Annotated in this window: 28 protein-coding genes; 22 read left to right on the top strand and 6 right to left on the bottom strand. The window is 53.7% G+C overall.

The window, feature by feature from the left end:
• The first annotated feature begins 102 nt into the window (after nucleotides 1-102).
• Both WX88_RS14065 and WX88_RS14060 read left to right on the top strand, forming a co-directional pair.
• A complete protein-coding gene (locus WX88_RS14065) occupies nucleotides 103-606 on the top strand; it encodes a hypothetical protein (RefSeq protein WP_046245023.1) in 504 nt (167 codons plus the stop codon).
• Nucleotides 606-1,979: a PBSX family phage terminase large subunit gene (locus WX88_RS14060; protein ID WP_046245022.1), complete on the top strand. Its 1,374-nt coding sequence runs from the start codon at nucleotides 606-608 to the stop codon at nucleotides 1,977-1,979. Before WX88_RS14065 ends, WX88_RS14060 begins: the two co-directional genes overlap by 1 nt.
• A gap of 121 nt (nucleotides 1,980-2,100) precedes the next feature.
• Here the strand turns inward: WX88_RS14060 and WX88_RS30065 are convergent, their stop codons facing one another.
• Nucleotides 2,101-3,084, bottom strand: coding sequence for an SMODS domain-containing nucleotidyltransferase (locus tag WX88_RS30065; RefSeq protein ID WP_046245021.1), 984 nt, complete (start codon nucleotides 3,082-3,084; stop codon nucleotides 2,101-2,103).
• A 47-nt stretch (nucleotides 3,085-3,131) separates the two neighbouring features.
• Nucleotides 3,132-4,040, bottom strand: a complete 909-nt coding sequence (locus tag WX88_RS27700; protein ID WP_156176135.1) for an S-4TM family putative pore-forming effector — start codon at nucleotides 4,038-4,040, stop codon at nucleotides 3,132-3,134.
• 242 nt (nucleotides 4,041-4,282) lie between these two features.
• Here WX88_RS27700 and WX88_RS14045 point away from each other — a divergent pair, with 242 nt between their 5' ends.
• From WX88_RS14045 to WX88_RS13990, 12 genes are all read left to right on the top strand, one after another.
• A complete protein-coding gene (locus tag WX88_RS14045; RefSeq protein WP_046245020.1) occupies nucleotides 4,283-4,693 on the top strand; it encodes a phage protein Gp36 family protein in 411 nt (136 codons plus the stop codon).
• Nucleotides 4,694-4,696: 3 nt separating this feature from the next.
• Complete coding sequence (locus WX88_RS14040) at nucleotides 4,697-5,959, top strand: phage portal protein family protein (RefSeq protein ID WP_046245019.1); 1,263 nt, start codon at nucleotides 4,697-4,699, stop codon at nucleotides 5,957-5,959.
• Nucleotides 5,960-6,002: 43 nt separating this feature from the next.
• Nucleotides 6,003-6,335: a hypothetical protein gene (locus WX88_RS14035; RefSeq protein WP_046245018.1), complete on the top strand. Its 333-nt coding sequence runs from the start codon at nucleotides 6,003-6,005 to the stop codon at nucleotides 6,333-6,335.
• A gap of 2 nt (nucleotides 6,336-6,337) precedes the next feature.
• Nucleotides 6,338-6,898, top strand: coding sequence for a hypothetical protein (locus WX88_RS14030; protein WP_046245017.1), 561 nt, complete (start codon nucleotides 6,338-6,340; stop codon nucleotides 6,896-6,898).
• A gap of 45 nt (nucleotides 6,899-6,943) precedes the next feature.
• Nucleotides 6,944-7,774 (top strand): hypothetical protein, encoded by an 831-nt coding sequence (locus tag WX88_RS14025; protein ID WP_046245016.1) that lies wholly within the window; start codon nucleotides 6,944-6,946, stop codon nucleotides 7,772-7,774.
• A 3-nt stretch (nucleotides 7,775-7,777) separates the two neighbouring features.
• On the top strand, nucleotides 7,778-8,281 hold the full coding sequence (locus tag WX88_RS14020) for a hypothetical protein (protein ID WP_046245015.1): 504 nt from the start codon (nucleotides 7,778-7,780) through the stop codon (nucleotides 8,279-8,281).
• Between the two features lie 46 nt (nucleotides 8,282-8,327).
• On the top strand, nucleotides 8,328-9,296 hold the full coding sequence (locus WX88_RS14015; protein ID WP_046245014.1) for a hypothetical protein: 969 nt from the start codon (nucleotides 8,328-8,330) through the stop codon (nucleotides 9,294-9,296).
• A 2-nt stretch (nucleotides 9,297-9,298) separates the two neighbouring features.
• On the top strand, nucleotides 9,299-10,597 hold the full coding sequence (locus tag WX88_RS27695; protein ID WP_052732689.1) for a Clp protease ClpP: 1,299 nt from the start codon (nucleotides 9,299-9,301) through the stop codon (nucleotides 10,595-10,597).
• Between the two features lie 140 nt (nucleotides 10,598-10,737).
• Complete coding sequence (locus WX88_RS14005) at nucleotides 10,738-11,562, top strand: phage capsid protein (RefSeq protein ID WP_046245013.1); 825 nt, start codon at nucleotides 10,738-10,740, stop codon at nucleotides 11,560-11,562.
• Nucleotides 11,563-11,651: 89 nt separating this feature from the next.
• Complete coding sequence (locus WX88_RS27690) at nucleotides 11,652-12,764, top strand: DUF2586 family protein (RefSeq protein ID WP_052732688.1); 1,113 nt, start codon at nucleotides 11,652-11,654, stop codon at nucleotides 12,762-12,764.
• A 94-nt stretch (nucleotides 12,765-12,858) separates the two neighbouring features.
• Nucleotides 12,859-13,272, top strand: coding sequence for a hypothetical protein (locus tag WX88_RS13995; protein WP_046245012.1), 414 nt, complete (start codon nucleotides 12,859-12,861; stop codon nucleotides 13,270-13,272).
• A 163-nt stretch (nucleotides 13,273-13,435) separates the two neighbouring features.
• Nucleotides 13,436-13,807, top strand: a complete 372-nt coding sequence (locus tag WX88_RS13990; protein WP_046245011.1) for a hypothetical protein — start codon at nucleotides 13,436-13,438, stop codon at nucleotides 13,805-13,807.
• Between the two features lie 456 nt (nucleotides 13,808-14,263).
• Here the strand turns inward: WX88_RS13990 and WX88_RS31800 are convergent, their stop codons facing one another.
• The gene (locus WX88_RS31800; protein WP_262489841.1) at nucleotides 14,264-14,398 is read right to left on the bottom strand and encodes a hypothetical protein; all 135 of its coding nucleotides are present in this window, start codon (nucleotides 14,396-14,398) and stop codon (nucleotides 14,264-14,266) included.
• A gap of 311 nt (nucleotides 14,399-14,709) precedes the next feature.
• Here WX88_RS31800 and WX88_RS13980 point away from each other — a divergent pair, with 311 nt between their 5' ends.
• On the top strand, nucleotides 14,710-16,329 hold the full coding sequence (locus tag WX88_RS13980) for a tape measure protein (protein ID WP_046245009.1): 1,620 nt from the start codon (nucleotides 14,710-14,712) through the stop codon (nucleotides 16,327-16,329).
• A gap of 3 nt (nucleotides 16,330-16,332) precedes the next feature.
• A complete protein-coding gene (locus WX88_RS13975) occupies nucleotides 16,333-16,998 on the top strand; it encodes a DUF6046 domain-containing protein (RefSeq protein WP_156176133.1) in 666 nt (221 codons plus the stop codon).
• 24 nt (nucleotides 16,999-17,022) lie between these two features.
• On the opposite strand, the gene WX88_RS13970 is transcribed toward WX88_RS13975, so the two are convergent.
• Entirely contained in the window at nucleotides 17,023-17,331 is a 309-nt protein-coding gene (locus tag WX88_RS13970; protein WP_046245007.1) for a hypothetical protein, read from the bottom strand.
• A gap of 146 nt (nucleotides 17,332-17,477) precedes the next feature.
• Between WX88_RS13970 and WX88_RS13965 the strand changes: the two genes are divergently transcribed.
• Genes WX88_RS13965 through WX88_RS13950 form a run of 4 tightly spaced genes read left to right on the top strand, consistent with a single transcriptional unit; the run spans nucleotide 17,478 to nucleotide 20,916 of the window.
• On the top strand, nucleotides 17,478-18,464 hold the full coding sequence (locus WX88_RS13965) for a hypothetical protein (RefSeq protein WP_046245006.1): 987 nt from the start codon (nucleotides 17,478-17,480) through the stop codon (nucleotides 18,462-18,464).
• 4 nt (nucleotides 18,465-18,468) lie between these two features.
• Nucleotides 18,469-18,909, top strand: coding sequence for a hypothetical protein (locus tag WX88_RS27685; RefSeq protein WP_156176132.1), 441 nt, complete (start codon nucleotides 18,469-18,471; stop codon nucleotides 18,907-18,909).
• A 2-nt stretch (nucleotides 18,910-18,911) separates the two neighbouring features.
• A complete protein-coding gene (locus WX88_RS13955) occupies nucleotides 18,912-19,127 on the top strand; it encodes a hypothetical protein (RefSeq protein ID WP_046245005.1) in 216 nt (71 codons plus the stop codon).
• 43 nt (nucleotides 19,128-19,170) lie between these two features.
• Nucleotides 19,171-20,916 carry a hypothetical protein gene (locus WX88_RS13950; protein ID WP_052732686.1) on the top strand — a complete coding sequence of 582 codons (1,746 nt, stop codon included), beginning with the start codon at nucleotides 19,171-19,173 and terminating at the stop codon, nucleotides 20,914-20,916.
• Nucleotides 20,917-21,011: 95 nt separating this feature from the next.
• Here WX88_RS13950 and WX88_RS13945 read toward each other — a convergent pair whose 3' ends face one another.
• Nucleotides 21,012-21,236 (bottom strand): hypothetical protein, encoded by a 225-nt coding sequence (locus WX88_RS13945; RefSeq protein WP_046245003.1) that lies wholly within the window; start codon nucleotides 21,234-21,236, stop codon nucleotides 21,012-21,014.
• A gap of 124 nt (nucleotides 21,237-21,360) precedes the next feature.
• Between WX88_RS13945 and WX88_RS13940 the strand changes: the two genes are divergently transcribed.
• Both WX88_RS13940 and WX88_RS13935 read left to right on the top strand, forming a co-directional pair.
• A complete protein-coding gene (locus tag WX88_RS13940; RefSeq protein ID WP_156176131.1) occupies nucleotides 21,361-21,957 on the top strand; it encodes a phage holin family protein in 597 nt (198 codons plus the stop codon).
• Entirely contained in the window at nucleotides 21,923-22,417 is a 495-nt protein-coding gene (locus WX88_RS13935; RefSeq protein ID WP_156176130.1) for a hypothetical protein, read from the top strand. Before WX88_RS13940 ends, WX88_RS13935 begins: the two co-directional genes overlap by 35 nt.
• 45 nt (nucleotides 22,418-22,462) lie before the next feature.
• Here WX88_RS13935 and WX88_RS27680 read toward each other — a convergent pair whose 3' ends face one another.
• A complete protein-coding gene (locus tag WX88_RS27680) occupies nucleotides 22,463-23,329 on the bottom strand; it encodes a phage antirepressor KilAC domain-containing protein (protein ID WP_052732685.1) in 867 nt (288 codons plus the stop codon).
• Nucleotides 23,330-23,377: the final 48 nt, after the last annotated feature.

Below are 23,377 nucleotides of genomic sequence, written 5' to 3'. Positions count from 1 at the left end.
GCCCACCCTCACCGGTGGGCCTTTTTCGTGTCTGGTCCTAATCAGATTACTTGAAATTACCCCTTTTTGTCGTGCCGGATTCAAGGAGGAAACCCCTCCTGTATGGTCTCCGCCGAATCCTTAGCTAACCTGAAACCCGGCAACCGCAACGGCGTCCGCCACCGGGTGACGAAAGAATATGTCACCAAGCTGACAGATTTCCTGATGGACGATTTCGACCAGTTCATCGGTGAGTTGCAGGCCCTTCCCCCGCGCGACCGGGTAGTGGCGAAGCTCAAGCTGATGGATATGATTATCCCGAAAAAGCAGGAGCTCGAAGTGGGGGCCATTGAGACGCCGAAATGGGAAATCGTGCGGGCTTCCGAGCGGTATGCTCACGTCGAGACGCCAGTTCAGGATGCGGAAGTTATCGACGCTCCCACAATTGCCGAAACTTCCACAATTCTCGAAGTTCCCGCCACGCTGCAGGACTACCAGTTGCTCCAGATTGAACGCGCCGCCGACGTGCTGCTCCGTGCGTCGTCACCCGAACTTGTACCTGAACCTGAGCAGCTTCCACCGCCCATCGCGCTGCCTGTGTTTCAGCGTGCCTCAGATGTGAAATAATGTCTGCGGCGCCCTTCATCGTGAATGACGTCTACCTCGACGCCATCATTGCCCCTGCCCAGCGCGGAGAAGCTTTACCCCGGTACCTGGTGCTGAAAGGTGGCGCCGGTGCCGGAAAGTCCCGAGCCATCGCGCAGTACATCTTTTTCCTGTTGACCTCGCGCCGCAACTTTAAGGTGCTGGCGATGCACAAGATGGAAAACCGTATCCGGGAAACCGTCTTTGCTGAACTCAATACGGTGATTAAGGAGTCGGGCTTCGCCTCGATGTTCACTAGTACGGTATCACCGTTCGAAATCAAGTGCACCAGCACCGATTCGAGGGTCATCTTCCGCGGCTTGGATAACCCGGACACCCTGAAATCCATCTCGGGAGTGGGCCTCATTTGGATGGAAGAGGCGGATATGTTCACTGAGGAGGACTGGCTACAGGCCGACACGCGGATGCGCGGTGAAACCGAATTCCCCTACCAACTCATTCTAACCTTTAACCCTACCAGCGAGCTCAGCTGGTTGAAGGCCAAGTTCTTCGACCAGGAATACCCCAACTCGTTAGTGCTGGAGACGACCTACCGCGACAATAAGTTTCTGGATGATGCCTATGCTGAGACCCTGCGCAACCACTCGCCGGCCCACCGCCGCGTGTATATGGAAGGGGAATGGGGACGCGTATCCAGTGACGGCTTGTTTTACAAGAGTTTCGACTCGCTGCAGCACGTATCTGAGCACGCTCGCTACAATTTGGATTTGCCGGTATGGCTCACCTTTGACTTTAACGTGGACCCACACGTCACGTGCCTGGTGTGTCAGCCCCAGGACGAGAAGACCCTTTGGGTGGTCGATGAGATTGCTTTGCCGAGCCCGAAGAACTCGACCAAGTATACGTCCCAAGCCTTCGCCGCCCGCTACCCGGACCACGAGGCGGGTGTGTTTATCACCGGCGACGCCAACGGCAACCATCAAGATACGCGTAACGAGCGTGGTTTCAATGACTACACCATCATCGAGACGGAGCTGAAGAACTACCGTCCCCGCAAGCGCGTGGCCAGTAAAAACCCACCGGTCATTCCGCGGGGTAACTTCATCAACGACATCTTCGACCTGCGGTGGCAAGGCTACCATATTCTCATCAATCCCCGCTGCAAGGTGCTGATAAAGGATTTGACCTACCAGCCGGAGACCCCCACCGGCAAAGACAAGCGCAAAGCCAAGAACGCCCAAGGCGTTATGGTCGAGAAATACGGCCACGCCTCGGACGCCTTTGACTACGTTGTCTGTGAGGTATTTGTCTTAGGGTTCGGAGAACACCTTCGGGGACCCAAAAAGGTCAGCTACCAGTTTGGGAAAAACCAGCTGAGTTCGAAATACCGCTAATTGAGGTCCTATCAGAAAACAAAAAACAGAGCCCGGTACTAGGAACCAGATAGACTGGTTACCATCATTTTGCCCTTTGTGTAAACGCGAGCGTAGATTACAGAACAAACTAAGTTAAGTACTAGCCGAATTTGGGAAAATTTCCGCCGAAAATTTCACGCCATTTATTGATTGCTTTTTCGGGTTCATCCTTTGCAAGCATAATTGCATTGTAACTCTTTTCATAAGCCTCACCCGCTTTTGCTGATATCTTATTTTTATCGTCATATGACAAAGTATTCAACTCACCCTGAAATCCTTTAGGGTCAGTGCAGGAGTTATAAACCGCTGTTTTTAAATGACTCCAGAAGCACCAAAGTTCATAAGTCGAAAAAGATGTAATAGGCTGACGAGTGTTAAGATAATTTATCAGTATAGTTTCAAAGAGGTAAGAACCCATAGTGGGCATTTGAGCATACTCATTCCAAAATTTTAGCGTTCTGATAAGTTGTAGAGCATTGCCATTATGCAGACTATTCGTATCTCTGGTTCTTTTTTGGTCAATACGGGGATCAGTAGCTTTCCAGTTACCATTTCCATCAGGAATGAGATAGTGTCCTGTGTCTGTATAGAGCGCAGGTACAATATCGAAGTTCCACTCATATGATGAAAGTTGTAAAGTCGCTGCTTCCTGCTTTCTGTGGATATCAGCAGACTTATAATGCTCGATATTACTCAAGGCTTTAACTATCTTATTGACAACTTTAATAGAATTTAATTGGTCATACTCATTACAGAGCTTTCGCAGATTTGTTGCTGATTGTGGAACAGATAAAACATAGGTGTTTCCATACCCAATAGAACTATAAGAAGTCCCATCTGCTGCAAAAGTGATAATTAGGTCGATGTCATCTAAAGGCCTAATCTTCGTATTTCTTGCAAAAGAGCCGTAACGGATATGCATTCCGTCATATAGGCGGGGAAAAGACTCCTCTTTAGAAGGAAATCCTTCCAATTGCCGCATTAACCAGTCCCTACTGCTACGTCCCACTTTGGTACGCTCAGAAATTAGATTAACTTCATCTGCATTGAAAATCGAAAATGCACTAGTAACTCCCTCAGCCATACAAATTTTATTGTTTGATGATTATAAAAAAACATATTAACGTATATCTATAAGCAATTGCTCGCAAGTGCCTCATCAACTAATAATCTAGCAGATGCATTCATTGTAGCTTCGTCTTCGTCTCTGAACTTATTATACAGCCAATCTAGAATTAAAGGATTATTAGTACGATAATTAAAAATTTCATCTTGAAGCCTTCGTGATTCGAGGGTTAATATCTCCTCTGCCCCACAATCATGGACTGCTCTATTCCACAGTTGAGCAGCAAAATAGTACAACTCATCGAGCCTTTTTATAGCGTCGACATTATCGTTGTGTTGCTTGATACAGTATTGAAAAAATGGTGTTAGTCCGGCAATTATAAGTAGAATAGAGGTAATATCCATTTCTCTATAGCATCCTACTGACAGTACAATAATTAGTGCAACGACACTACTGTACTTCAAAAAATGGGCGAATCTCTTTCTAAGCGTTGCATCCCACCAGCAGTTGGTTCGTTGGCAAATAATACGAGCAATGTGTATGGGTACCTCGCCTACTTCCTTTGAATACCATCCTACTATCTTCTCAATATTGGTTGGAATTTTAGCATGGGCTTTATAATGTCGCAGAACTTCTTCCACCTTTATGTCATCTGCTACTTTCAATGGTGAAGAAGGAAGCTGCAAAATATCACAATCGAAAAGCTCTTGAATCTTTACTGCTCTTTCCTTACGGCTTTTAATATTCCTATCAACAAGGTAAGCATCGACAAAAAGCGAAGCTGCGCCAAAAACTGCTGAAATAGTAGAAAATTCTTCTTTAATAAGCGCTATCAGTGCAAGAATTATAGGTATAGCTGTAGTGATAAGTAATTGCCAGCCATACCAGACTTTAGCAGCTGAATATAATTCTCTCTGCGCTGCAAGCCTTTCTAATTGCTTCCGCTCTACCTGAGACTCCGGAATAGTGTTCATCAAGTGAGCCATAACCTGAAAATCATGCTTTTGTAAAGCCTTTGTGAAGCATTCGTAAAGCTACTGTTTTTTGAATGACTTTCCTACCCATGTCAAAGGCTCCAAAAGCGCGCATTTGAGGGCCTTTTGGTGGAGATTTTTCTGAAAGTCTATATAGACCCAAACTCCCCACCGGCGTGCAGACGGGCGTGGGTCATGAAGCCAAAATGAGGTTGACGGATTCAAGGAGGAAACCCGCTCGCATGTACTTCCTCACGCAATCCGATTTCGATACCGTCATCGCCTCCGACCAGCTGGCCAAACTATTAAGCGTGCAGCCCGCTGGGGTCCTGGACAAAGCCGTGGCCAGTGCTGTCGACGAAGTAGTAAGCTATCTCACTGGACGCTACGACCTGGAACAGGCCTTTGCCACCACCGGCGAGGACCGCAACGACATCCTGGTTCTGCGCACCGTCGACCTGGCGCTATATCACCTCTACGCCACCATCAGCCCCCGCAACATTCCGGATTTGCGCCGGGACCGATATACCGAAGCGGTGGACCTGTTCCGGGGAGCCAGCAAGGGTACTCGGTTCCTAGCACTCCCGGTAAAATCAGTCGAAGGTCAATCTACTTACCTGCTGTACGGCAGCAATAAACGTTTTCAATACTAATCCATGGCCACCTTCATCAGCACCTTCAGCGCCGGGGCCCGGGACTACGTCAACCGCCTGGTCACCAAGATAAAAGCACCTTCCGAGACAGAGCGTCTCACGAAGCAATTCTTCGCGCAGAACTATCAGCGCTCGAACCAGACCATTATGGAATGGCGTCAGGCTATGAACCAGGCGGAAAGCATCGTGATGCCGAATCGCCAGCAGCTGTACAGGATGTACAAGAACATCGAGACCGATGCACACTTGTCAAGCGTGGCCAGTTCGCGACGCATGAAAGCCACTGGAACCTCGTTCCGCCTGGTGAACGCCGCGGGGGAGGAAGCAACTGAAAAGACGCAGCTACTGCAAGGGGCCTGGTTTCAGCAGACACTTGATTTGATGTTCGATGCGACGCTGTATGGGTACTCACTCATTCAGTTGGAAGGCATTACCGAGACGGGTTCCATTAGTGGTGTGAGCCTGGTACCAAGAGAATTCGTCAAGCCCGATTTGGGCATCGTGGTGCCCTTCCCGGGCGCAGTGACTGGCATTGACTACCTGGCCAACCCCTGGGCCGTCGGCGCCGGCAAGATCATGGATCTGGGCCTGTTCGCCAAGGTGGCCCCGTTGGTACTTTTCAAACAGTTCGCCCTCAGTGCCTGGGCTCAGTACGTGGAACTGTTTGGGATGCCGCTCCGGCTTGGTAAGACCAACATGGCGGACGAGGAGCGCGCGAAAGCGATGTTCAAAATGCTCGCGGAAATGGGTTCCGCCGGCTTCGGGGTGATGGACAAGGACGACGAAGTAGCATTCGTATCGGCGGCCAGTACGGGCGGTGGACCGCAAGGCCCTCACCTGGCCCTCATCAGCTACATTGACGCGCAGATTTCCAAGCTCGTATGGGGTCAGACGATGATGTCGGATAACGGTAGCTCGCGGTCACAGGGAGAAGTGCACGAGCGCCTTACGGACGAAATACTACAGTACGACCTGCGCTGGCTCACCTATTACGTCAACGACCAGCTGCTGCCCCACCTCATCGACTTGGGGCTCCCATTGGCGGGCCTCCGCTTCGAGTTCTACCAGGAGCCCAATTTGAGTGCTCTCTTTGAGCAGACCATCAAGCTGGTGGCCGCCGGGTACAAGGTGCCGGCCGCCTGGGTGTCAGACAAATTTGGTATCCCCGTGGAAGAGGTCGAAAAGGTGATAGCTCCGGCCCCCGAGGCTCCCGAGACGGACGACCAGAAACCAACGAAAGATGGACCCGAACCAGTTCGCAAGTAAGCTCAATGCGATGGCCCGGGTGGGGGATTTACTCCCCGCCCTCATGGCCACTGCTGGCCGCCAGAGCCTCAAGTTCTTCCTCGACAATTTCGACCGTCAGGGCAGCATGGAAGGCGAGCGCTTCGTGCCCTGGAAGCAACGCAAGTACCAGGTAAACCATAAGCTGCTCAACAAAACAGGCCACCTGCGCGCCGGATTCCAGCTCAAAAGCCAGGGTAGTAAAGGCTTCACCATCACCAACGACGTGCCCTACGCCCAATATCAAAACGAAGGCACCAAGCACCTACCCAAACGTCCGGTACTCTACGCTTCCAAGGGACTGGAGAAGCAGCTCACTAGTCAGATTACCACCGCCCTCAAAGGCCTGTTTCGATAACCATGGATGAATTCCTCCAATTAGTACTCGCTCGGCTCGACCAGGTCCCCGATCTGCGGGATACTACACGTATCTGGAACAACCAGCTGCGGCGCCTCAACGAGGAGCAACAGTTTCTGTATCCCGTTTGCTTCATCGAACCAACGAATGTCCGCTACGTGGACCTCTCAGGTGGTAACCAAGAGGTCACCCTCACGCTCACCGTGCACGTTGTAAACGAGAGCCCTTTTCAAGGTACTGAGCTGGACATCTACACGTTGAAAAACCAGGTAAACCGCTACCTGTACCAGTTTACTGCAAGCGGTAACTGTACCCCTTTTATCCGTACCAGTGAGCTGTTGGACCTGGACCACGACAACCTGTACGACTACCAGATCAGCTACACCACGCTATTCCGCGAGTACGTGGAGCCGCTTGATGAGCAGGTGGCCCGGCTGGGTGCCTACCAGATTGGTTTCGACCTGGACGTAGAGGACCAGGTTATTCGCAGCGGCGACAATCGTGGCTACGTATTCCCGGTTGGAACCGTCATGACCATGGACGAGGGTGACATCCCCGCCTAACGAAGCCATCCAGGCCATGAAGATTCAAGGAGGAAACACCTCACGATGGCCCGCACCTTCCTTGAAATCCAGCAGCAAATCACCGAGAACATTCAGGCCAGTCCGGTCCTGACGAACCTGACGAGCACCTCCCAGACGAGCATCTGGGGCCAATTCCGGGATGCTATTGCCAGTGTCCTGCAGCTCAATGAGCAGCTGCAGGATGCCCAGGAGGCGCGGATGAACACCATCGCGGACGAAGCCGTCCCTGGCACGCCCGCGTGGCTTCAGCGCCAGGTATTGAAATGGCAGTACGGCGACACCATCCGGCTCAACAGCGATCTAACGTTCTCGTATCCAGTTGTGGATACCAGTAAAAATATCGTCAGCCGGGTTTCAGTACAGGAGCTAGATGACACCAGGGAGGTCCTCATCAAAGTGGCCAAAGGTGTAACCGGTAACCTCGCGGCGCTCACCCCCGCCGAGCGCCTGGCACTGAAGTCCTACCTGGAGCGCATCAAGTTCGCCGGTATCCATCTGGTGGTGGTCTCATTACCCGGCGATCCAGTCGTAACCCCCGTGCAGGTCTTCTATGACGCCCAGTTCGTGGCTGATGAGGTAGAAGCAGCGGTGAAACAAGCCATTGAGGACTACTATGCCACCATCACTTTTGATGGTAACCTGGTACTCAGCAAGCTCGAAGACGCCATCCAGGCCGTCAAAGGGGTCTCCGATGTGGTACTCGGGGATGTGACCGCGAGAGTCTACACCACTGCCGTCGATGACCCTACGCTCACCCCCATCGTGCGCACCTACAATGCCCAGTCCGGTTACCTCGTCGCCGAGACCGCGGCCGGTTACAGCCTGGAGGATACCATCACCCTCATCCCCGCCTAAGTCGTGAATATCCAGCTTTTCGCCATCGCCCAATACGCTCGTCTCTACCTCTCCCCGTTACTCAGAGGCGACCGGCTCATCAGCTTCCTGAGCTCGTTGTTGGCTCCGCTCCAGTTCTGGCGTGACCAGCGCACCAATACGGTATACCCCGACCTGGAGCGCCGGGCCCGGTACAACGCCCAGGTAGCACGCTTCGAGCGGGCCCTCAATACGCTGTTCAACGTCACGACCACCCCTGGCATCTACATCGACGATTCGGCCTCACGCAACCGCACCTATCTGTACCGCACCATTGAGGAGCAACCGCTCTACGTGTATACCGCGGCCGAGAACGTGGACGACCCGAGCACCATCCTGTACCTCTTCAGTGCACCGGAATATTTCCCGGTTTATGACTTCGTGGTCCACGTACCAATGGCTCTATATAACAGCCAGTTGCCCCGACTCAATAGCCTGATTCGCAAATACAAGCTTGCTGGAACCACGTACTCTATCGTCGGATATTAACCCCTTTTCGTCCCGGCGGATTCAAGGAGGAAACCAGACCTGACACATGAAAAAACTACTTAGTCCGCTGCCCGCCGGGGGCTTTCCTTTTACGGTTGAGGACCTGCTGAATTTACAGGACGAGGTCTACCGCAGCATCTATGCGCTGTACGGCACTGTTGGCGCCTCATTCGTGGTCAGTGGTTGTACCACCAGCAACGGTGGCAATCCATTTGGTGGCAACGTCGTGGTCACCCCCGGCTATGTGTGGCTCAACAATGAACTGCGTTATTTCCCAGGTTACTCAGGTGCTTTCCCTTTTCATATCGTCCCCGATTTGGATGTTCTGGAGACCCGGACCTATGCGAATGGCGCGGTACAGAACAGCTACCGCACCTCGCCGGCCAAGGCCAGCCGGACCGCAGGTGGTGGACCCAGCATCTTATTCAACCCCGGTACGTCCCAGCGTCTCGTTCCCCTCATTAACGCCAGTGAGGCGGCCACCCGCAAGGCCGCGGATGATGTACTCACGGATGGCCTAGCGGGTGAAATTGAGGCCCGAGTGCAGGCTATCCAGGAGTTATCCAACACGTTGACCACGCTGCAAATCCAACTCAACACGTTGACCAACACAGTCAACACCAAGGTAACCCGCGTCAGGGCTGCCACCCCCTGGACCAACTTGGTGCTTGAGCCTAAGTGGTTTCCATTTCCGGTTGGCTCTGCTTTTAATCCACCGCAATGGAAACAGAATGAGGATGGTTTCATCCACCTGCGTGGTCTGGCGATTACGAACGGCAATCCTTATGACAGCCTAATAGCATCACTACCATTAGGTTATGGCACGCGCACTTTTGTCAATATTGGTGGGTATCGCCTTAATAATGATCCCTATCAAAGCGTTCGCGTTTCGGCCGCAGCCCAAGGCGAGACGTCGGGAATATTCTACGAAATTAACCCAACGCCCGTCATCGGTTCTGGTCAGTCGCTGTCTGTCTTCCTCGATGGCATTTCCTTTTACAACGACCTCCCCTAATCATGGCTTATCCCACTTTTTGCTACGCCACGCAAACGTCCGACACCAGTGCCACGATGCGGCTGCATGGTGAAATTGGCTATGATGTTTCCTCGCGCATTTTCCTCGACGAACTCGCCTACCTGGAAACCAATGGCGTGACCGACATCACCGTGCACATCCATAGTGTGGGTGGCTCAGTGGTCGATGGCTTCGGCATCTTCACCGCGCTGCTCAACAGCAAGGCGAACATCACCACGATGAACGAAGGCCTGGCTGCGTCGACCGCCGGGTGGCTGCTCTGTGCTGGTAAAACGGTGAAATCCGCCGACTACGCGCTGCTGATGGTGCACAACCCGATGACCTACGACGCTTCTCCCAAGGCCCAGGAAGTCTGCTCGATCATGCGCCAGTCCATTATTACCATCCTGGCCGCCCGCTCAGGTAACACCCCAGAGGCTGTGTCCGCCATGATGGATGAGGAAACCTGGCTTACTGCGGACCGCGCCCTGGCGGCGGGATTTATCACTGAAATCGTTAAAACCGAAGCTATCGTGGCCCTGGCGCCGCAAGAGCAAACCGTCAACACCATGTACCAAGTAGTCAATTCAGCTCTCAAACTGGGCGCCGCCGGGTTCACCAATACCACAACTCCCGAAACTGTCGAAACTCCTGAAACTCCCAGAACTGTCGAAACTCCCACAATTGTCGAAGCTCCCGAAGTTACCAGCACTCCGGAAGTTCCCGCAATTGTCGAAGTTCCAGAAGTTCTCGCCGTTGTCGACGCCGACACTCAAGCTTTATTGGATGCTGAAGCCGCACTCGAAGCAGCCGCTGAAGCTGAACGTGCTGCTGCAGAAGTAACCGCTCCGGCCGAAACGGAAGTAGTGGCCGAAACGGTGACCAATTCCGCGGACCTCACGAGCCGGGTATTGGAGCTGGAAGCCTTGGTCAAAAGCTACCAGGACAAGGAGGCTGCTATTGAGGCCGAGACCGTGCGCAACGTAGCCACCACGATGGTGAAGAACGCCATCACCGCCGGCCGTATCGAAGCCACGGCCGAAGCGACTTGGGTAAACCTGGCCATTGCCAACCCCGAGCTGGCGCGCACCACGCTCGATGCCTTGAAGCCCCAGGCCCGCAACGCGGTCAACGTGCTGGCTCAGGCTCAGACCGCAGCCGGTGCCACGAATTCGGCCGGTCAACTGTCTTTGCGCGAGCTGGAGAAGAAAAATCCTGCCGAGGTTGCTCGCCTGAAACAGCAGACCCCCGAGGTATACAACCAACTGTACTTCAACCAGTATGGCGTCTACCCCAAGTAAGTTTCAGTAGGTCCAATCCATTCGAAGCCCCGGTCTCAAGTCGAGAACCGGGGCTTTTTTCTACACCATTTCGGGGTCACGGATTCAAGGGGGAAACGGGCACAGCGCCCTTACCACGTAACCTTAATCCCCCCACCCTCATGGCTGGTTTGAACAAAGAAGTCTGGATTGCTGACATCCAGGAAACCCTCACCCAGGATGCCGCATTCCTGACCACTATGTCGGACTGGACGGAATTCGTGGACAACGAGTTCATCAACATCCCCCAGGCTGGGGCGATCGGCGGCTCGGAAAAAAACACGACCACGTTCCCGCTGACCGTGGCCAAGCGCACCGACTCAGTTCAACAGATCAAGATGGACCTGTACAACACCCCCGCGGTCCTGATTTCTGAAATCGAGTCGTACCAGCTCAGCTACAATAAGCGCCAAAGCGTTATGGGTCAGCACGTGCGCCAGATGGTCGAGTTCGCGGGTAACACTATCCTGCAGAACGTCGCTCCCACAGACGCTGCTCACCAGGTCAGCATCACTGGTGCGTTGACCTACGAGGACGTATTGGCCGCGGCTAAAATCCTCGATAAGGATAACGTCCAGAAGTTCGACCGCACCCTGGTGCTTGATACGGACATGTATTACGAGCTGCTGAATGACGACAAAGTCATTCGTCTTGGTTGGAACCAGGCGGCCATCGAGGAAGGTAAAATCCTCAAAGTCGCTGGCTTTAGCATCTACCAGCGCCCCAGCGTGGCGACACTGAGTGGTCAAGTCGCCAGCGTAGGCTACCAGAAAACCGCGGTCGGTTACGGCAAAGGCGCGGTTGACATCATGAGCGATTCAGGTGACAACGGCCTCGGTAACCCGCTCTACCTGGGCGCAATCCTCACGGGTATCATGAAATTGGGTGCTGGCAAAGCACGCACTGACTCGAAAGGTACGGTCGCCCTGGTTCGCCTGAACGCCTAATCCAACCAAGTCACAACCGATAGAAAGGGCCGCCAGCAACGGCGGTCCTTTTTTCATCCCCTCACCGCTGACCGGGTCGGTCCTCCCCTATGAGCTTATTTGATGTAACTTTTCTCCAAACCGACGGCGGCCTGGGCCGGGTGCTGGCGGGTGACGACGCTATTTCCGCCATCGTCTACCAAGGTGAACCCACGGCCTTGCTGCAAAACGGCGCCGTAATTTTCTCCAGCGCTGATGCTGATAACCTGAACATTACCAGCGCCACCGCAGACACTGCCCCATTGCGCTTCGCCATCGACCGATTCTTCGAGCAGGTTTCGGCCCCGCTCTACCTGGCCATCGTGACCCAGGAATCTGATGCGGCTGCCGCATTGGAAACCATTCAGAATGCCGCCGACGGCGCCGTTCGCCAGGTACTCTACGTAGGTGGTACCTTCTCCGTGGCCAACGTCAATACCCTGCAGGCGGCCGCAGCTAGCCAGTACGCCTTGCACCGCGGTCTGAGTGTGATCTACGCTCCGGACTCGCTCGGTACGTTTATGCTGGCTACCCTGCCCACGCTGGTGACAGGTTCAGCCCAATACGTGAGTGTGGTGCTAGGTACTGATTACCTCTCCAGCCAATCGCAAGGTGGTGCCACCCTGGGTACCATCGCCAAGTCCAAGGTGAGCGACTGTATCGGCTGGGTACGCCAGTACAACGTGAGCGGTACCTTCTTCGACCGTCTCGGCTTCGTCGGTGGCGAAGACTACAAGAACGTGACAATGGCCCAACTCAAGGCTATCAAGGACAAAGGCTACATCTTCCTGCGCAAGTACACCGGCTTCAGCGGCAGCTTCCACAGCGACTCACAGACCGCGACGCTGGGTAGCTCGGACTACGCCACCATTGAGAACGTGCGCACCATGGACAAAGCCCAGCGCTTAGTACGTGCCGCCTTGGTTCCAGAACTGGGTTCGCCTTTGCGGTTGAAAGGTGGCAAGCTGAGCGAGCAAACGCTGGCCAAATTCGAGTTGCTTGTAACCAATCCGCTCACTGCCATGGTGGACGCCCAGGAATTGAGCGAATTCTCTGTGTTCATCAACCCCGCCCAAAACGTGCTTTCTACCAGCACCTTGGAAATCCAGTTAGGTCTCACGCCATTGAGTGTCGCCCGGCAAATCACGGTCCCCATCGGGTTCCAGGTAAAAGCCTCCAACTAAATAAAAATCCCGGTCGATTGGCCGGGATTTTTTATACCCCATTTCGGGCAACCGGATTCAAGGAGGAAAGCAACCCCTCTAACCTAATACAACTATGCTAGTTAACGGCATCGAATATTCCTGGTCCAACGCCGTATTCACCGTCGCTGGCAACGTCATCGCCGGTATCTCGGAAATCGAGTACAGCGATGAGCTTGAAAAAGTACACAACTGGGGTGCTGGCTCGGCCCCTGTCAGCCGCTCGTATGGCAAGTACGAGGCCAAGGGCAGCATCACGCTGCATTCGAGCGAGGTGGAACGGTTGACCCGCGTAGCGCCGGGTGGGGACATCAAAGCCATCCCTCCATTTGACATTACCGTCACTTTTGCCGCCCAGCTCGGTCAGCTCCCGGTCCGTCACAAGCTCCGCAGCTGCGAATTCATGAACAACATGCGCGGGATGAAGCAAGGCGATGAAAAGTTCGACGTTAAGCTCGACCTGATTATCGCTGAAATCGCCTGGCTGTAAAAGCATTTGGTATTCGTATTCCAGGATAACCGATTTCTTTTTGGGGATCGGTTATTTTTTGGTCTATGCCTATGCCGAGGATGAGCGAGACCCCCTATTTAGTCCGAACCCAAACAATACGACAATGCCCAAATTAAAAGTTACCACCGCTAGTCAACATCCCATGACTGCTTCAGTTGGTGAATATGCGGATGAATACACCGCTCAGCCCGAAGCCATCGACGACGAATTGGCCGCACTGAAAGAACAGTGGGGCACGGTGTATACCATCACTGGCGAAGTCGATGGCAAGACCGAGCGCATGTACCTGCGCAAGCCGGACTTCAACGCCCGCCGGGCAGCGCTGGCCGCCATTTTCGCCGCCAAGGACCCGTCCGGGATTGATGCCCAAATTGATAGTGGCATCATCATTTTAGGTATGTGCTTCATCGGTGGCTACGACCTGAACACCAATGATGATACCCGCCTGGAAGCCTCGCTACAAGCGGCTAAGATGGTGGAAATGAATGGTACGCTGGCACTAAAAAAAAACTAAACCAGGGCAGCTGGGGGGACTTTAATGAAAAGGATAACCTTCAGCTGCGCCACCTCTTCGCCCTCATCCGCTTCCATCACAAGATGGAGCCGTGGGACCTGATTAGCGAAGACCCCCGGACCGGAGAGATGGATTTCTCTCGCTTTGTCGAGGTCTGGCACGGCCTGGAATGGGTGCTGAAAATGGAGCACAAACTCAAAGCTATTTAAGTACCGCCCCGGCCAATCATGACCGGGGCTTTTTCGTGGGGGCAATCGTTGACCTGATTTGTTACCTTGACCCAGGAAATAAAAATAATTGACAATTTGTCAATTATTTTTATCACTGATTAATAGATACTTAAACGCTTTCTAAATATACAAAGTATATCCGGCGGATACTTGGGATATACTTTTGCGTTGAAGAAATAAATAAATAAAAAACAAGGAACTGAACCTTGCGGTTCAGCCCCCTGCCTTACTTGATCCAATGAGTGGCTGCCGATAGGGCGCTGCCACTCACCAGAACCCCCACGAGCCACTTCACTAGCTCGGGAGGCACACGGAGCTTGAACTTGAGTTCAAAGTCCGTCCTCGCTTGGTCCTTTTTCATCTAACAGGAAGTAAAAGGGTTGCTTGATAACCCCTGCACTTCTCGAAAGCCCGTCTGTTCCCGCAGCCGGGCTTTCCCTTTTTCAAGGGTAGCCGTTAGTCTGGGGACTTGGTAACGCGAGTGGGTCAAAGGTAATAGCGCTTTTCTGGCGTAGCCCTACGAATACATCATATTTTCCATCATTCCTTTCATCATACTTTTTCTAATTGCTAGGACAGCTAAGAAAAGCTCTCACAGCTAGTTGACTGTGAGAGCTTTTTTGTGGAGTAAGCCATCTGCTGGCACGGGATTCAAGGAGGAAAGCCTCCACGATGAATCTCGTCCAGTTCGCACTAGACCTCAAGGATAACCTGACCGCCCCGCTCCAGCGCGCGTCGAGCTCGGTGAGCGACTTCGTGGCCAAGTTCAAGGGCGCACAGGAGGAAACCAAAAAGGGTAGCTCGTCGATGGGTGGGGCCTTGGGTGGACTAGCCCGCATGGCCGCCGGCGCGTTCGCAATCGGTGCGGTGGTCTCGTTCGGTAAGAGCATCATCAGCGCTGGGGCCGACATGGAAGCGACCCGGGTCCGCTATGAGGTGTTCACGGGCTCGGCGAAAGCAGCGGGGGAAGCAATCGATGTCGTAGCGAAACTGGCCACCAAGACGCCATTTGCTAAGACCGAATTGTTAGAGTATGGTCAGCAACTGTTAGGGGCCGGCCTTACCACGGACGAGATGGGCAAGAAGCTCACCACGCTGGGTAACATCAGTTCCGCCACTGGCAAGAACCTGGGTGAGCTGACGAGCCTCTACGTCAAAAACCGAGGGAACGGCAAGATTCAGGGCGAGGACCTCAACCAATTGGCCGACGCCAAGATTCCGCTGCAGGACTTTGCCAAGCAGCTGGGCACCAACGTGCAAGGCCTGCGCAAATTGGGCGAGCAAGGCAAGCTCTCGTTTGGGGACCTCGATAAATACTTCGAAAGTTTAGGTGGTACGCAGGGCAAATGGGGTGACCTGAACGGGAAGATGTCCAACACGCTCACGGGCAAGTGGAGCAACCTGCAGGACACCATTGCCCAGATGATGAGCGATGCCGGGGAAGGCCAGGTACCCTTCTTGTCGACCATGCTCGACAAGCTCAACGAGGTGCTGAGCTGGGTGCAAACCAACAAGGCCAAGTTTGGCGCCATCTTCGAGCCGCTACGCATAGCTGTTCAGCCAGTTATCGACTCCATCTCCCAGGTATGGGAGTCAATGGGCGTGGGTGCTGACGTTGGGAAGACACTGGAGGGTGTCTTCAATGGCATTGGCGGGGCCGTCCAGTTGGTGAGTCCCATCATCCAATCAGTGAGCGAGGTGCTGGGTTCTTTCTACTCGAACTTCGCCCGTATTTTCTTGGCCTTCAAGGAGTTCGCGGCTACCAACCAGACCTTCCAGACCATCATGCTCAAGACCTACAACGTCATCAAAATCATCTTTAAAGGTATCGCCGACATCGCGAAGGGCGTGTTTGGTGGCATCGCCGATACCATTCAATCCATCCTCAAAGGTGACATCAAAGGCATCGCCGCCGGGCTGGGTAAGATTGCCTTCACCCCCGGGGAAGTGCTTGCCAACAAGGATACCTATAAGGCCTGGGACGACAAGGCTCCTTCGTTCACCAACTTCTTCCAGAAGAAGGATGAGGCCGCGGCTGGGGCTGCTGCTGGTGGCAAGGGTGCTGCTGGGGCTGGCACCAAATCGTCTACAGACACCAAGCTGAGTACCAAAATCGGCGACGTCGCGGGGACCAAGCTCACTACCATTACCATCAAAATCGACAAGCTGGTGGGCGTTGAAACCCAGCACGTGAGCTCCATGCGCGAAGCCAACTCGATGGCCAGCAAATCCCTGAAGGAAGAACTGCTCACCGCCATCAACGACGTCTCTATCCTTGCTAACCAGAACTAAACTATGGCTATCACCGACATCCTTATCCCTACCAATCCTCCCCGAACCCCAGCACCACAACTCGATTTGGTGCTGGGGGCGTTCGGGCAGCAGTTGCGTACCGTGCTGTTCTTCAATGCCGGAACATATCCCTCCCAGCCCTCCGATAAGCGCGACGTTCCACAGACCTCGCGCGATAATGTGGAGCTGTACGCGGGCAAGCCCGTAGTGGCGAAAATCCAGCTGGAGTACGAACCGTACGACGTCGAGCAATTCAACGAGGTCTCGGGGAAGTATGAGAAGGCCAAGGTGAACCGGGCGATGATTACCTTGGACACTGTACTCGTCGACGTGAGCCTGACCAAGAACATCGTCACCACTGCCCTGAGTGGCCGCAATGGCCGGGTGAAAGAATACATCGCGGACGATGACTATAAGGTCAGCCTGCGCGGGGCCCTGGTCAATGCCGCCGGTACGGCCTACCCGACGGCTCAGGTCAAGCAACTGATGAAGATATTAAAAGCACCAGTCACACTGACAGTCACGAGCGATTACCTCGCTCAATATGGCATCTACTCACTGGTAGTCACTGACTACAATTTGCCACAACGCGAGGGCTATACCAACACCCAGCTATTTGATATTAACTGCCTGTCAGATAACCCGGTGGAGTTGGTAAAACTGAACTAACGCTGCTGAATTCAGGGCTTTATTTTAATTATCTTCCTCCAATCTTCTGTGAAAAAGATGATAGCTATCTGCATCCATATCATCCATGTATTTCACACGAATATGGTTGAGTAAGGCAGTCCTTGCTTTGTCTGACGCAATTATCAGCATGGATTCCTGTGCCATACTAGTCAACAGATGTTGTTCACCATCATTTTTACGTCCGGGCTGTATCTCAAAACCACCTTCACTAGACAGGTTCTCTACAGAATCATATAAGGCATATACCTCTTCATAGTCACCTGTATCAACATTGTCCGTAATCCATTCCTCGTAACTAATTATTCTTTTCATATTATAAAAATATTTAATGTTTAACTATACTGCAAATATAAGTAAAAGTATTCAACTTAAAAAATATAATACAAAATAAATAGGGGGTCTCGCTCGTGGCGGGAAGCCATCCGGGCCCGCGGGATTCAAGGAGGAAACCCCACCTGATGTATCGCCTCACCTCCCGCCTTACCATTGGTAACTATCAAACGACCTACGTCACGCAGGTGGAAACTGAAGAGTCGTGGAAGGACCTCACCTCGACGGCCACTATCACGCTACCTAAGAAGCTGAGTATCGGCGGCAAGCCCGCCGTGAACGGCAGCCAGGCGGTGTTCCGGGTTGGGGACCAAGTGACCATCGAGCTGGGTTATGACTTCAACTACGACACCGTTTTCCAGGGTTACGTCTCGAACGTGAAAACCACCATCCCTCTCGTCATCAAGTGCGAGGACCCGATGTGGTTGTTCAAGCAGTTCAGCGTGAAAAAGACGTACGAGCAAGTCACCGTCAAGGCTTTGGTTGATATGCTCATTAGTAAAATCCCGGCAGCCAAAAGGCCTCGGGTCTTGTATTCTTTCGCTCAGCTCGGGTTAGGCAAGTTCCGCATCTCGAATGCCACCGGCGCCCAGGTCTTCGAGGAGCTACGCAAGAAGTACGGTATCCAGTGCTTCTTCCGGGGCGGCGTGCTGTACGTGGGCTTCGCCTATACCCATTCAGATTCCGACCGCTCCTATCGTAAGACCATCCCGCTGACCTTCCGGGAAAATGTGATTGATAATGACCTGCAATTCAAGTCGCGGGATGAACGCAAGGTGAAAATCAAGGCCACCTGCGTTCTTCCCGACAACAAACAGTTTACCAAAGAGGCGGGGGCGGCTGACGGCCAGGTAGTGCAGCTCTTCTTTTATAACGAAAGCGAGTCGGACCTCCAGGCCCTGGCTACCGCCGCGGCGGCCAAGTACGACTTTGCCGGGCTCGAAGGTTCCTTCACCACGTTTGGTCGCCCCTACGTGCGCCAGGGTGACGCGGTACAGTTAACCGATGACGTGATGCCCGAGCGCAGCGGCACCTACCAAGTGCAGAAAGTAACCCGCCAGTTCGGCAGCGAGGGCTACCGCCAATCCATCCACATCGACCGTCGACTAAGCTAACCCTATGGATTCGATACGTGACATGATTGCCGCGCTGGCGGCTAATCCGAATGCCGATTTATTCTGCACCCCAGCTCGGGTAACCAAGGTCAATAAGGACACTAAGACCATTGACTGCGAACCTCTTGACGATAGCGCAGACCTCCTCGGTGTGCGCCTACAGGCCGGCGCCGGGCACGGCATGGTAGCCTACCCCAAGCAGGGCTCAGTGGTCATCGTTTCCTACTTATCGAAGGATGAGGCCTACGTCTCCCAGCTCGGAGAGATTGAATCCTACGAGCTGTCAACCGCGGCCGGCGAGTCGCTTAAAACGCTGCTCGTCGACTTCATCGATCAGGTGATTAACCTGAAGGTAGCCACCAACTCAGGTGCCTCGCTGAAGGTAATTAACGCCGTGCAGCTCAGCCAGATTAAGAATCGCTTCAACACCTTTTTCAACGCGTAACCATGCCTCTGTTACCTACCACGCTCAAAGCGCAGCTCACCACGCTCTTCAACCAGCTCGCGGCCAACGAAGATGGTGAACAAGGTCGCCAGGTTTTTATTGATGGCCTGACCAACGCGATCGACAGCTATATCCGAACCGCCACGGTGACGGTCACGGTGGCCACTGCGGGCACGGCCGTGGCCCAAACCGGGGGTGGCACGGGACAACTGTCCTAAGCCATCCCCGGTTTGGGGATTCAAGGAGGAAACACTCTTCCTTATGTCGTATCCTGTTGGACAGCTTGTCAGTGGTCCGCTCACAAATGGTAACCCCGCGGCCAAATTCGGTACCCATATCGACTACCTGGGTGTGGGTGGCTACCGCACGCTCGCGACCTTGGCTGAGCGCGACGCTATTCCCGCGAAGGCCAGCATCGAATTCGATGGTCAGGGCTCCGGGCAGCGTCGCCACCTCATGCTGGTTGGCGTGCAGGAAACCAATCAGATTTACATTCTCAGCATTCCCGCCTACCAGGCGATGAGCGATGTCGAGCGCCAGGCGGCCTTGCAGGACAACAGCAACTGGCTGGACTTAAAGGAGTACCTGGGTGCCATTGGTGGTCCCACTGGCGACTTCCTGAAGCTATCTGGAACTGATCCAGGTAAGCCAGTCACTGGCACAGTGCAATTTGGTCCAGATTTCCAGGTTACTGGTGGCGAAGGTAATCTGGTGTTCTACAACATGACAACCACTGGTGCCTATGTGTTTGGTGATGGAGAAATTACTGTAGAGACGCCGTTTCCGGATGGTTTGGGTACCAGTACTACCATCTTGAAGTTTGGACAGGATGGTATGTTAGTTAACAGTTCAGTATTGTTAACGCCTAACTACGTTTACGCTACCACTGTACCAGATAAACAGGCTCAAGTAATAAGCCAGTTCGGACCCAACGATTTATCCACACCTGACGTGTTTTTGCCGGGTACAGTGGATTCGCACGTTGCCAGGAAATTCGCAGACCCTGCGGGAGAATACATCTATGAGTGTTTTCTCTTTGGTAACCAGCGTATTGCCACCTGGTTCCGGACTCCACTAAAAGGAGGTGTTAGCAAGGACTACGTAGATAGTAAAATTGTTGGTGGCTTGTTTCCGCGTGTGGCTGACGCTGCGCCATCTGTCGAAGTCGTGGCGCTGGTGTACGATGAGTTGCAGACCGCGATTGATCGCAACAATACCAACGCCTCCAATCGTCTGGATGACCTGGAAAGCCTGGCTGCCAGCTCTCCTCAATTACGACTAAACAGCGCGGCGTACAATACGTCCAGATTTACCTCCGAGCTGGTAGGCTACACCAGCCTGGCCAATGCGGTTACGGCCGCGACGAACGAGGAAGCCGAGCTAAATGGCCCAGCCGCGCTGACGGGTTCCAGCATTTTCCTCAACCCTATCAACGTCGACAATGCCATTACCACTACGCCGGCCTGCGGCGTGCTCGGTATTATCGCAACCACACCAGACCCTCTCCTTATCAGTCTGGCCACGGGGGTACGACTAGCTGTATCTCAACTAGTTCGTTGCCAGGTTGGTGGGCTGGGTACCTTGGCGCTGGTAGCGAATGGTGGGGCACGTGTGAGTGGTGGTAGCGTTGCCAAGTTGGAATTTGACGTGCCAACTGGTGGCGTACAGAACGTTGAGCTGCGCGACACGCTCATCAGCAGCTGGACAAACCCGTCTGGGAATCCCGTCACTGTGACGTTGCGCGGCCTTACCACGGTCCCCGCCACGGTACCAAATGGGATTACGATTGTAGACCGCCGCAACGTGATCAAGCCGGACCTCACAGACCTTTACAAGGTCCCGAGCGGTCTAAAAACTGCTGTAACACAAGCTGTTTACACCAATGGCGAGGCAACCGGGCTAGGTGGTGCGGTGGGCCAGAAGTTCTTCGATACCAACTACCGCTACGAGGCCATGCTGGCGGCCGACGATACGACAATCACCTGGGTGAGAACCACAAAAGTTTAAGCGAGTCGGTAACGGGCTACTTTCAACCTTCGTAAATGGAGTGTGATTTAAATTAGGGAAAAGAAAAGACCCACCGATGAGTGGGTCTTTTTTCGTTAACAGTTAGCGATGGTCTGCAGGACGCGCTGCTCGTGTTCCCGCTCCCGCAATAGCTTGGCGACGTCGGGGTCCTGCAGGAAGGCATTGACCTGTAACAGCCTGTCAGTCACCAGTCTCAGATCGTCGCACACAGCAAGAAAATCGGTAGTAAGTGATTCATGATCAGCCTGCAGGTCGCGGAGTTGCTGTTGGTAAGTGCAGGTGTTGGTGGTCTTAGCCATGGTGGTGTTGGTTGGAGGTGTGTGCCACTAAGTAGCCTACCTCGCCCGTCCCGCGCCTAAAAAAGCGCTCTTTCAGCGAAAAAAGATTCAAGGAGGAAATGGCCCCTCCTACCCCACCGCGACCTTGAAACGTTTCATTTTTGGCTTCCTTAATTTCCACGATTTGTGGACCACCGTCTTTTCCAAGTCGTGGCTGACTACTGTGGCCATTTCCAGCCTGGTCACCTGGACGAGTGCGGCCGCGGGCTTCATTCATAGCGACCCGCACGTGGTATATGGTCTCGTGTTCTTCATGTTTCTGGACTGGATAACCGGGGTGCTGAAGGCCATTAAACGAAAGGAATTCAACTCGTTCACCTTCCAACGTTTCTTCTTCAACCTGGTGGCTCGCTGCGGTCTCATCGCGTGTGGCCACCATATGGGTGAATGGTACAAGATCCTCGCCTATCTGCACATCCAGGACGTGCTGGCCATTGGCTTCATTCTAACTGAATTCATTTCCATCGCGGAAAACTTGGGACAAATCGATTCCCGGATCGTACCCGCCAAAATGCAAAAATACCTGTCACAAATAACCGACCTCGATACCGTGGTCGCTCGTCTGTGGCCCGGCAATACTTCACCCCAATCCCCTCTTCCAGATGTTACGCCTACACAAACTGAATCTCCTGTGGCCGCTCCTGATCGTGCTCCTGTGCCTGAGCTCGTGCCGAACGAGTAAGGAATCCACCACCATCACCTCCGACTCCACCGTGACCGTGCACCACCGTGCGGTCCGGCTGGCCTTGGCCCGGGATTCTGTCGCCTCACCTGCGCAGCAACTAGATACCTTCACTGAGCTACTGGCCGCCACCAAACCGGATGGCGTCGTTGTCGCTGGCAAGTCTGGTCGCGTCTTGTACAAGGTGCGTCGCAGCTCGCAGATTGGTGCACCACTTGCCTTCCACATCGAGGCTGTCGCCGAGGGCCGGGATACCACCGTGACGGCTACCGATACGACCAAAACGATACGACATACCATTACCAAAACGCGAGTCGTAGAAGAGAAAAAAACGGGGCTATTCGGGTGGTTGAACCGGGCCCGGGCAAACTTCCAGCGAGCGGGTCAGTTGCTGGCCGTCGGGGCTGTTATTACACTGTTGGTCTGGCTAGTAGGCCTCTTTCGCAGACGAAAAGAATAGACAAAAGAAAGCTGACCTCGGTAGGAAAGAGGTCAGCTTTTTTGTTTAGGCCGGCAGGGTCATCCCGTATTTTTTGGCAAGCCAGGTGAGGCCTTTGCCTGTCACTTTCGTGGTCTTGGTGAGCTTGGCGCCGTGGCTGTTGGTGTCGTACACCTGGCTGACCACCTTGAAATAGCCAGCCTGCAAGTAGCTGGCGTACGGTTGGTTGTCCTGCATCAGGATGCGGTCCTTACGCAGCTGGCGCATCAGTTTGGTCCGCCCCAGCTCTTTGTTGTTGAGGCGGGCCGCCACATCCTGGAACGACAGACAGTCGTCTGAGTTGGTGAGCGTGTCGACCACTACCTGATTCTCGCGCGCTTCTTCCTTCACGACCGCCAGCTCGTGCTGTACCTCCACGACACGTGCGCTGGTGGCGATGAGCTTTTGCGTGGCCTCTTCGGCGCGGTGCTGTGCCAGTGCCTTTGCCTCTACTTCGTCGGCCCAGGCCCGTGCGGCCGCAGCTGGATTTGAGAAATCCGGGAGCATAGTCTTGGTGGCCAGCTGGCGAACGAGTTGGAGACACGCGCGGTACACGTCGAAGACCTCGCGGTTCTGGCGAACCACAAAGTATTCCAAGCATGAGACGCTCAGGTAGTAAACGTCCTCTGGACGACCACCCAGAGGGTTTTGCGGAAGTTGCCGTAAAACCTGGTAATCAATGCCTTCCACGAAGTTCTTTTTCAACGCGGCGACGGCATCGGATTTGCGGCTGTAGCTGATACGCCACACGTGGTCCAGTGCTGCCGGGAAATCGCTAAGGGTATCCTGTGTCTGGAACAGGCCTTTGAAGTAACCTTCGAGTTTGGTGGTGGTAGTGTGGTCGCCGTTCTTGAGTTGGATCGTGGTGGCGGAGGTGAGCTGAAGGGTTTCCATGATGGAATTAACTATTTAGGTTCGCCCTAAATAGGGGTCCTCCTTCGT

The organism is Hymenobacter terrenus (assembly GCF_000972495.1).
GTDB lineage: Bacteria > Bacteroidota > Bacteroidia > Cytophagales > Hymenobacteraceae > Hymenobacter > Hymenobacter terrenus.
This window is presented reverse-complemented; position numbering and strand designations above follow the sequence as displayed.

Bases quoted from the DNA above. Each gene is read 5' to 3' on its own strand.
- WX88_RS14065 (WP_046245023.1), top strand. From the start codon at position 103: ATGGTCTCCGCCGAATCCTTAGCTAACCTGAAACCCGGCAACCGCAAC.
- WX88_RS14060 (WP_046245022.1), top strand. From the start codon at position 606: ATGTCTGCGGCGCCCTTCATCGTGAATGACGTCTACCTCGACGCCATC.
- WX88_RS30065 (WP_046245021.1), bottom strand. From the start codon at position 3,084: ATGGCTGAGGGAGTTACTAGTGCATTTTCGATTTTCAATGCAGATGAA.
- WX88_RS27700 (WP_156176135.1), bottom strand. From the start codon at position 4,040: ATGAACACTATTCCGGAGTCTCAGGTAGAGCGGAAGCAATTAGAAAGG.
- WX88_RS14045 (WP_046245020.1), top strand. From the start codon at position 4,283: ATGTACTTCCTCACGCAATCCGATTTCGATACCGTCATCGCCTCCGAC.
- WX88_RS14040 (WP_046245019.1), top strand. From the start codon at position 4,697: ATGGCCACCTTCATCAGCACCTTCAGCGCCGGGGCCCGGGACTACGTC.
- WX88_RS14035 (WP_046245018.1), top strand. From the start codon at position 6,003: ATGGCCACTGCTGGCCGCCAGAGCCTCAAGTTCTTCCTCGACAATTTC.
- WX88_RS14030 (WP_046245017.1), top strand. From the start codon at position 6,338: ATGGATGAATTCCTCCAATTAGTACTCGCTCGGCTCGACCAGGTCCCC.
- WX88_RS14025 (WP_046245016.1), top strand. From the start codon at position 6,944: ATGGCCCGCACCTTCCTTGAAATCCAGCAGCAAATCACCGAGAACATT.
- WX88_RS14015 (WP_046245014.1), top strand. From the start codon at position 8,328: ATGAAAAAACTACTTAGTCCGCTGCCCGCCGGGGGCTTTCCTTTTACG.
- WX88_RS27695 (WP_052732689.1), top strand. From the start codon at position 9,299: ATGGCTTATCCCACTTTTTGCTACGCCACGCAAACGTCCGACACCAGT.
- WX88_RS14005 (WP_046245013.1), top strand. From the start codon at position 10,738: ATGGCTGGTTTGAACAAAGAAGTCTGGATTGCTGACATCCAGGAAACC.
- WX88_RS27690 (WP_052732688.1), top strand. From the start codon at position 11,652: ATGAGCTTATTTGATGTAACTTTTCTCCAAACCGACGGCGGCCTGGGC.
- WX88_RS13995 (WP_046245012.1), top strand. From the start codon at position 12,859: ATGCTAGTTAACGGCATCGAATATTCCTGGTCCAACGCCGTATTCACC.
- WX88_RS13990 (WP_046245011.1), top strand. From the start codon at position 13,436: ATGACTGCTTCAGTTGGTGAATATGCGGATGAATACACCGCTCAGCCC.
- WX88_RS31800 (WP_262489841.1), bottom strand. From the start codon at position 14,398: ATGAAAAAGGACCAAGCGAGGACGGACTTTGAACTCAAGTTCAAGCTC.
- WX88_RS13980 (WP_046245009.1), top strand. From the start codon at position 14,710: ATGAATCTCGTCCAGTTCGCACTAGACCTCAAGGATAACCTGACCGCC.
- WX88_RS13975 (WP_156176133.1), top strand. From the start codon at position 16,333: ATGGCTATCACCGACATCCTTATCCCTACCAATCCTCCCCGAACCCCA.
- WX88_RS13970 (WP_046245007.1), bottom strand. From the start codon at position 17,331: ATGAAAAGAATAATTAGTTACGAGGAATGGATTACGGACAATGTTGAT.
- WX88_RS13965 (WP_046245006.1), top strand. From the start codon at position 17,478: ATGTATCGCCTCACCTCCCGCCTTACCATTGGTAACTATCAAACGACC.
- WX88_RS27685 (WP_156176132.1), top strand. From the start codon at position 18,469: ATGGATTCGATACGTGACATGATTGCCGCGCTGGCGGCTAATCCGAAT.
- WX88_RS13955 (WP_046245005.1), top strand. From the start codon at position 18,912: ATGCCTCTGTTACCTACCACGCTCAAAGCGCAGCTCACCACGCTCTTC.
- WX88_RS13950 (WP_052732686.1), top strand. From the start codon at position 19,171: ATGTCGTATCCTGTTGGACAGCTTGTCAGTGGTCCGCTCACAAATGGT.
- WX88_RS13945 (WP_046245003.1), bottom strand. From the start codon at position 21,236: ATGGCTAAGACCACCAACACCTGCACTTACCAACAGCAACTCCGCGAC.
- WX88_RS27680 (WP_052732685.1), bottom strand. From the start codon at position 23,329: ATGGAAACCCTTCAGCTCACCTCCGCCACCACGATCCAACTCAAGAAC.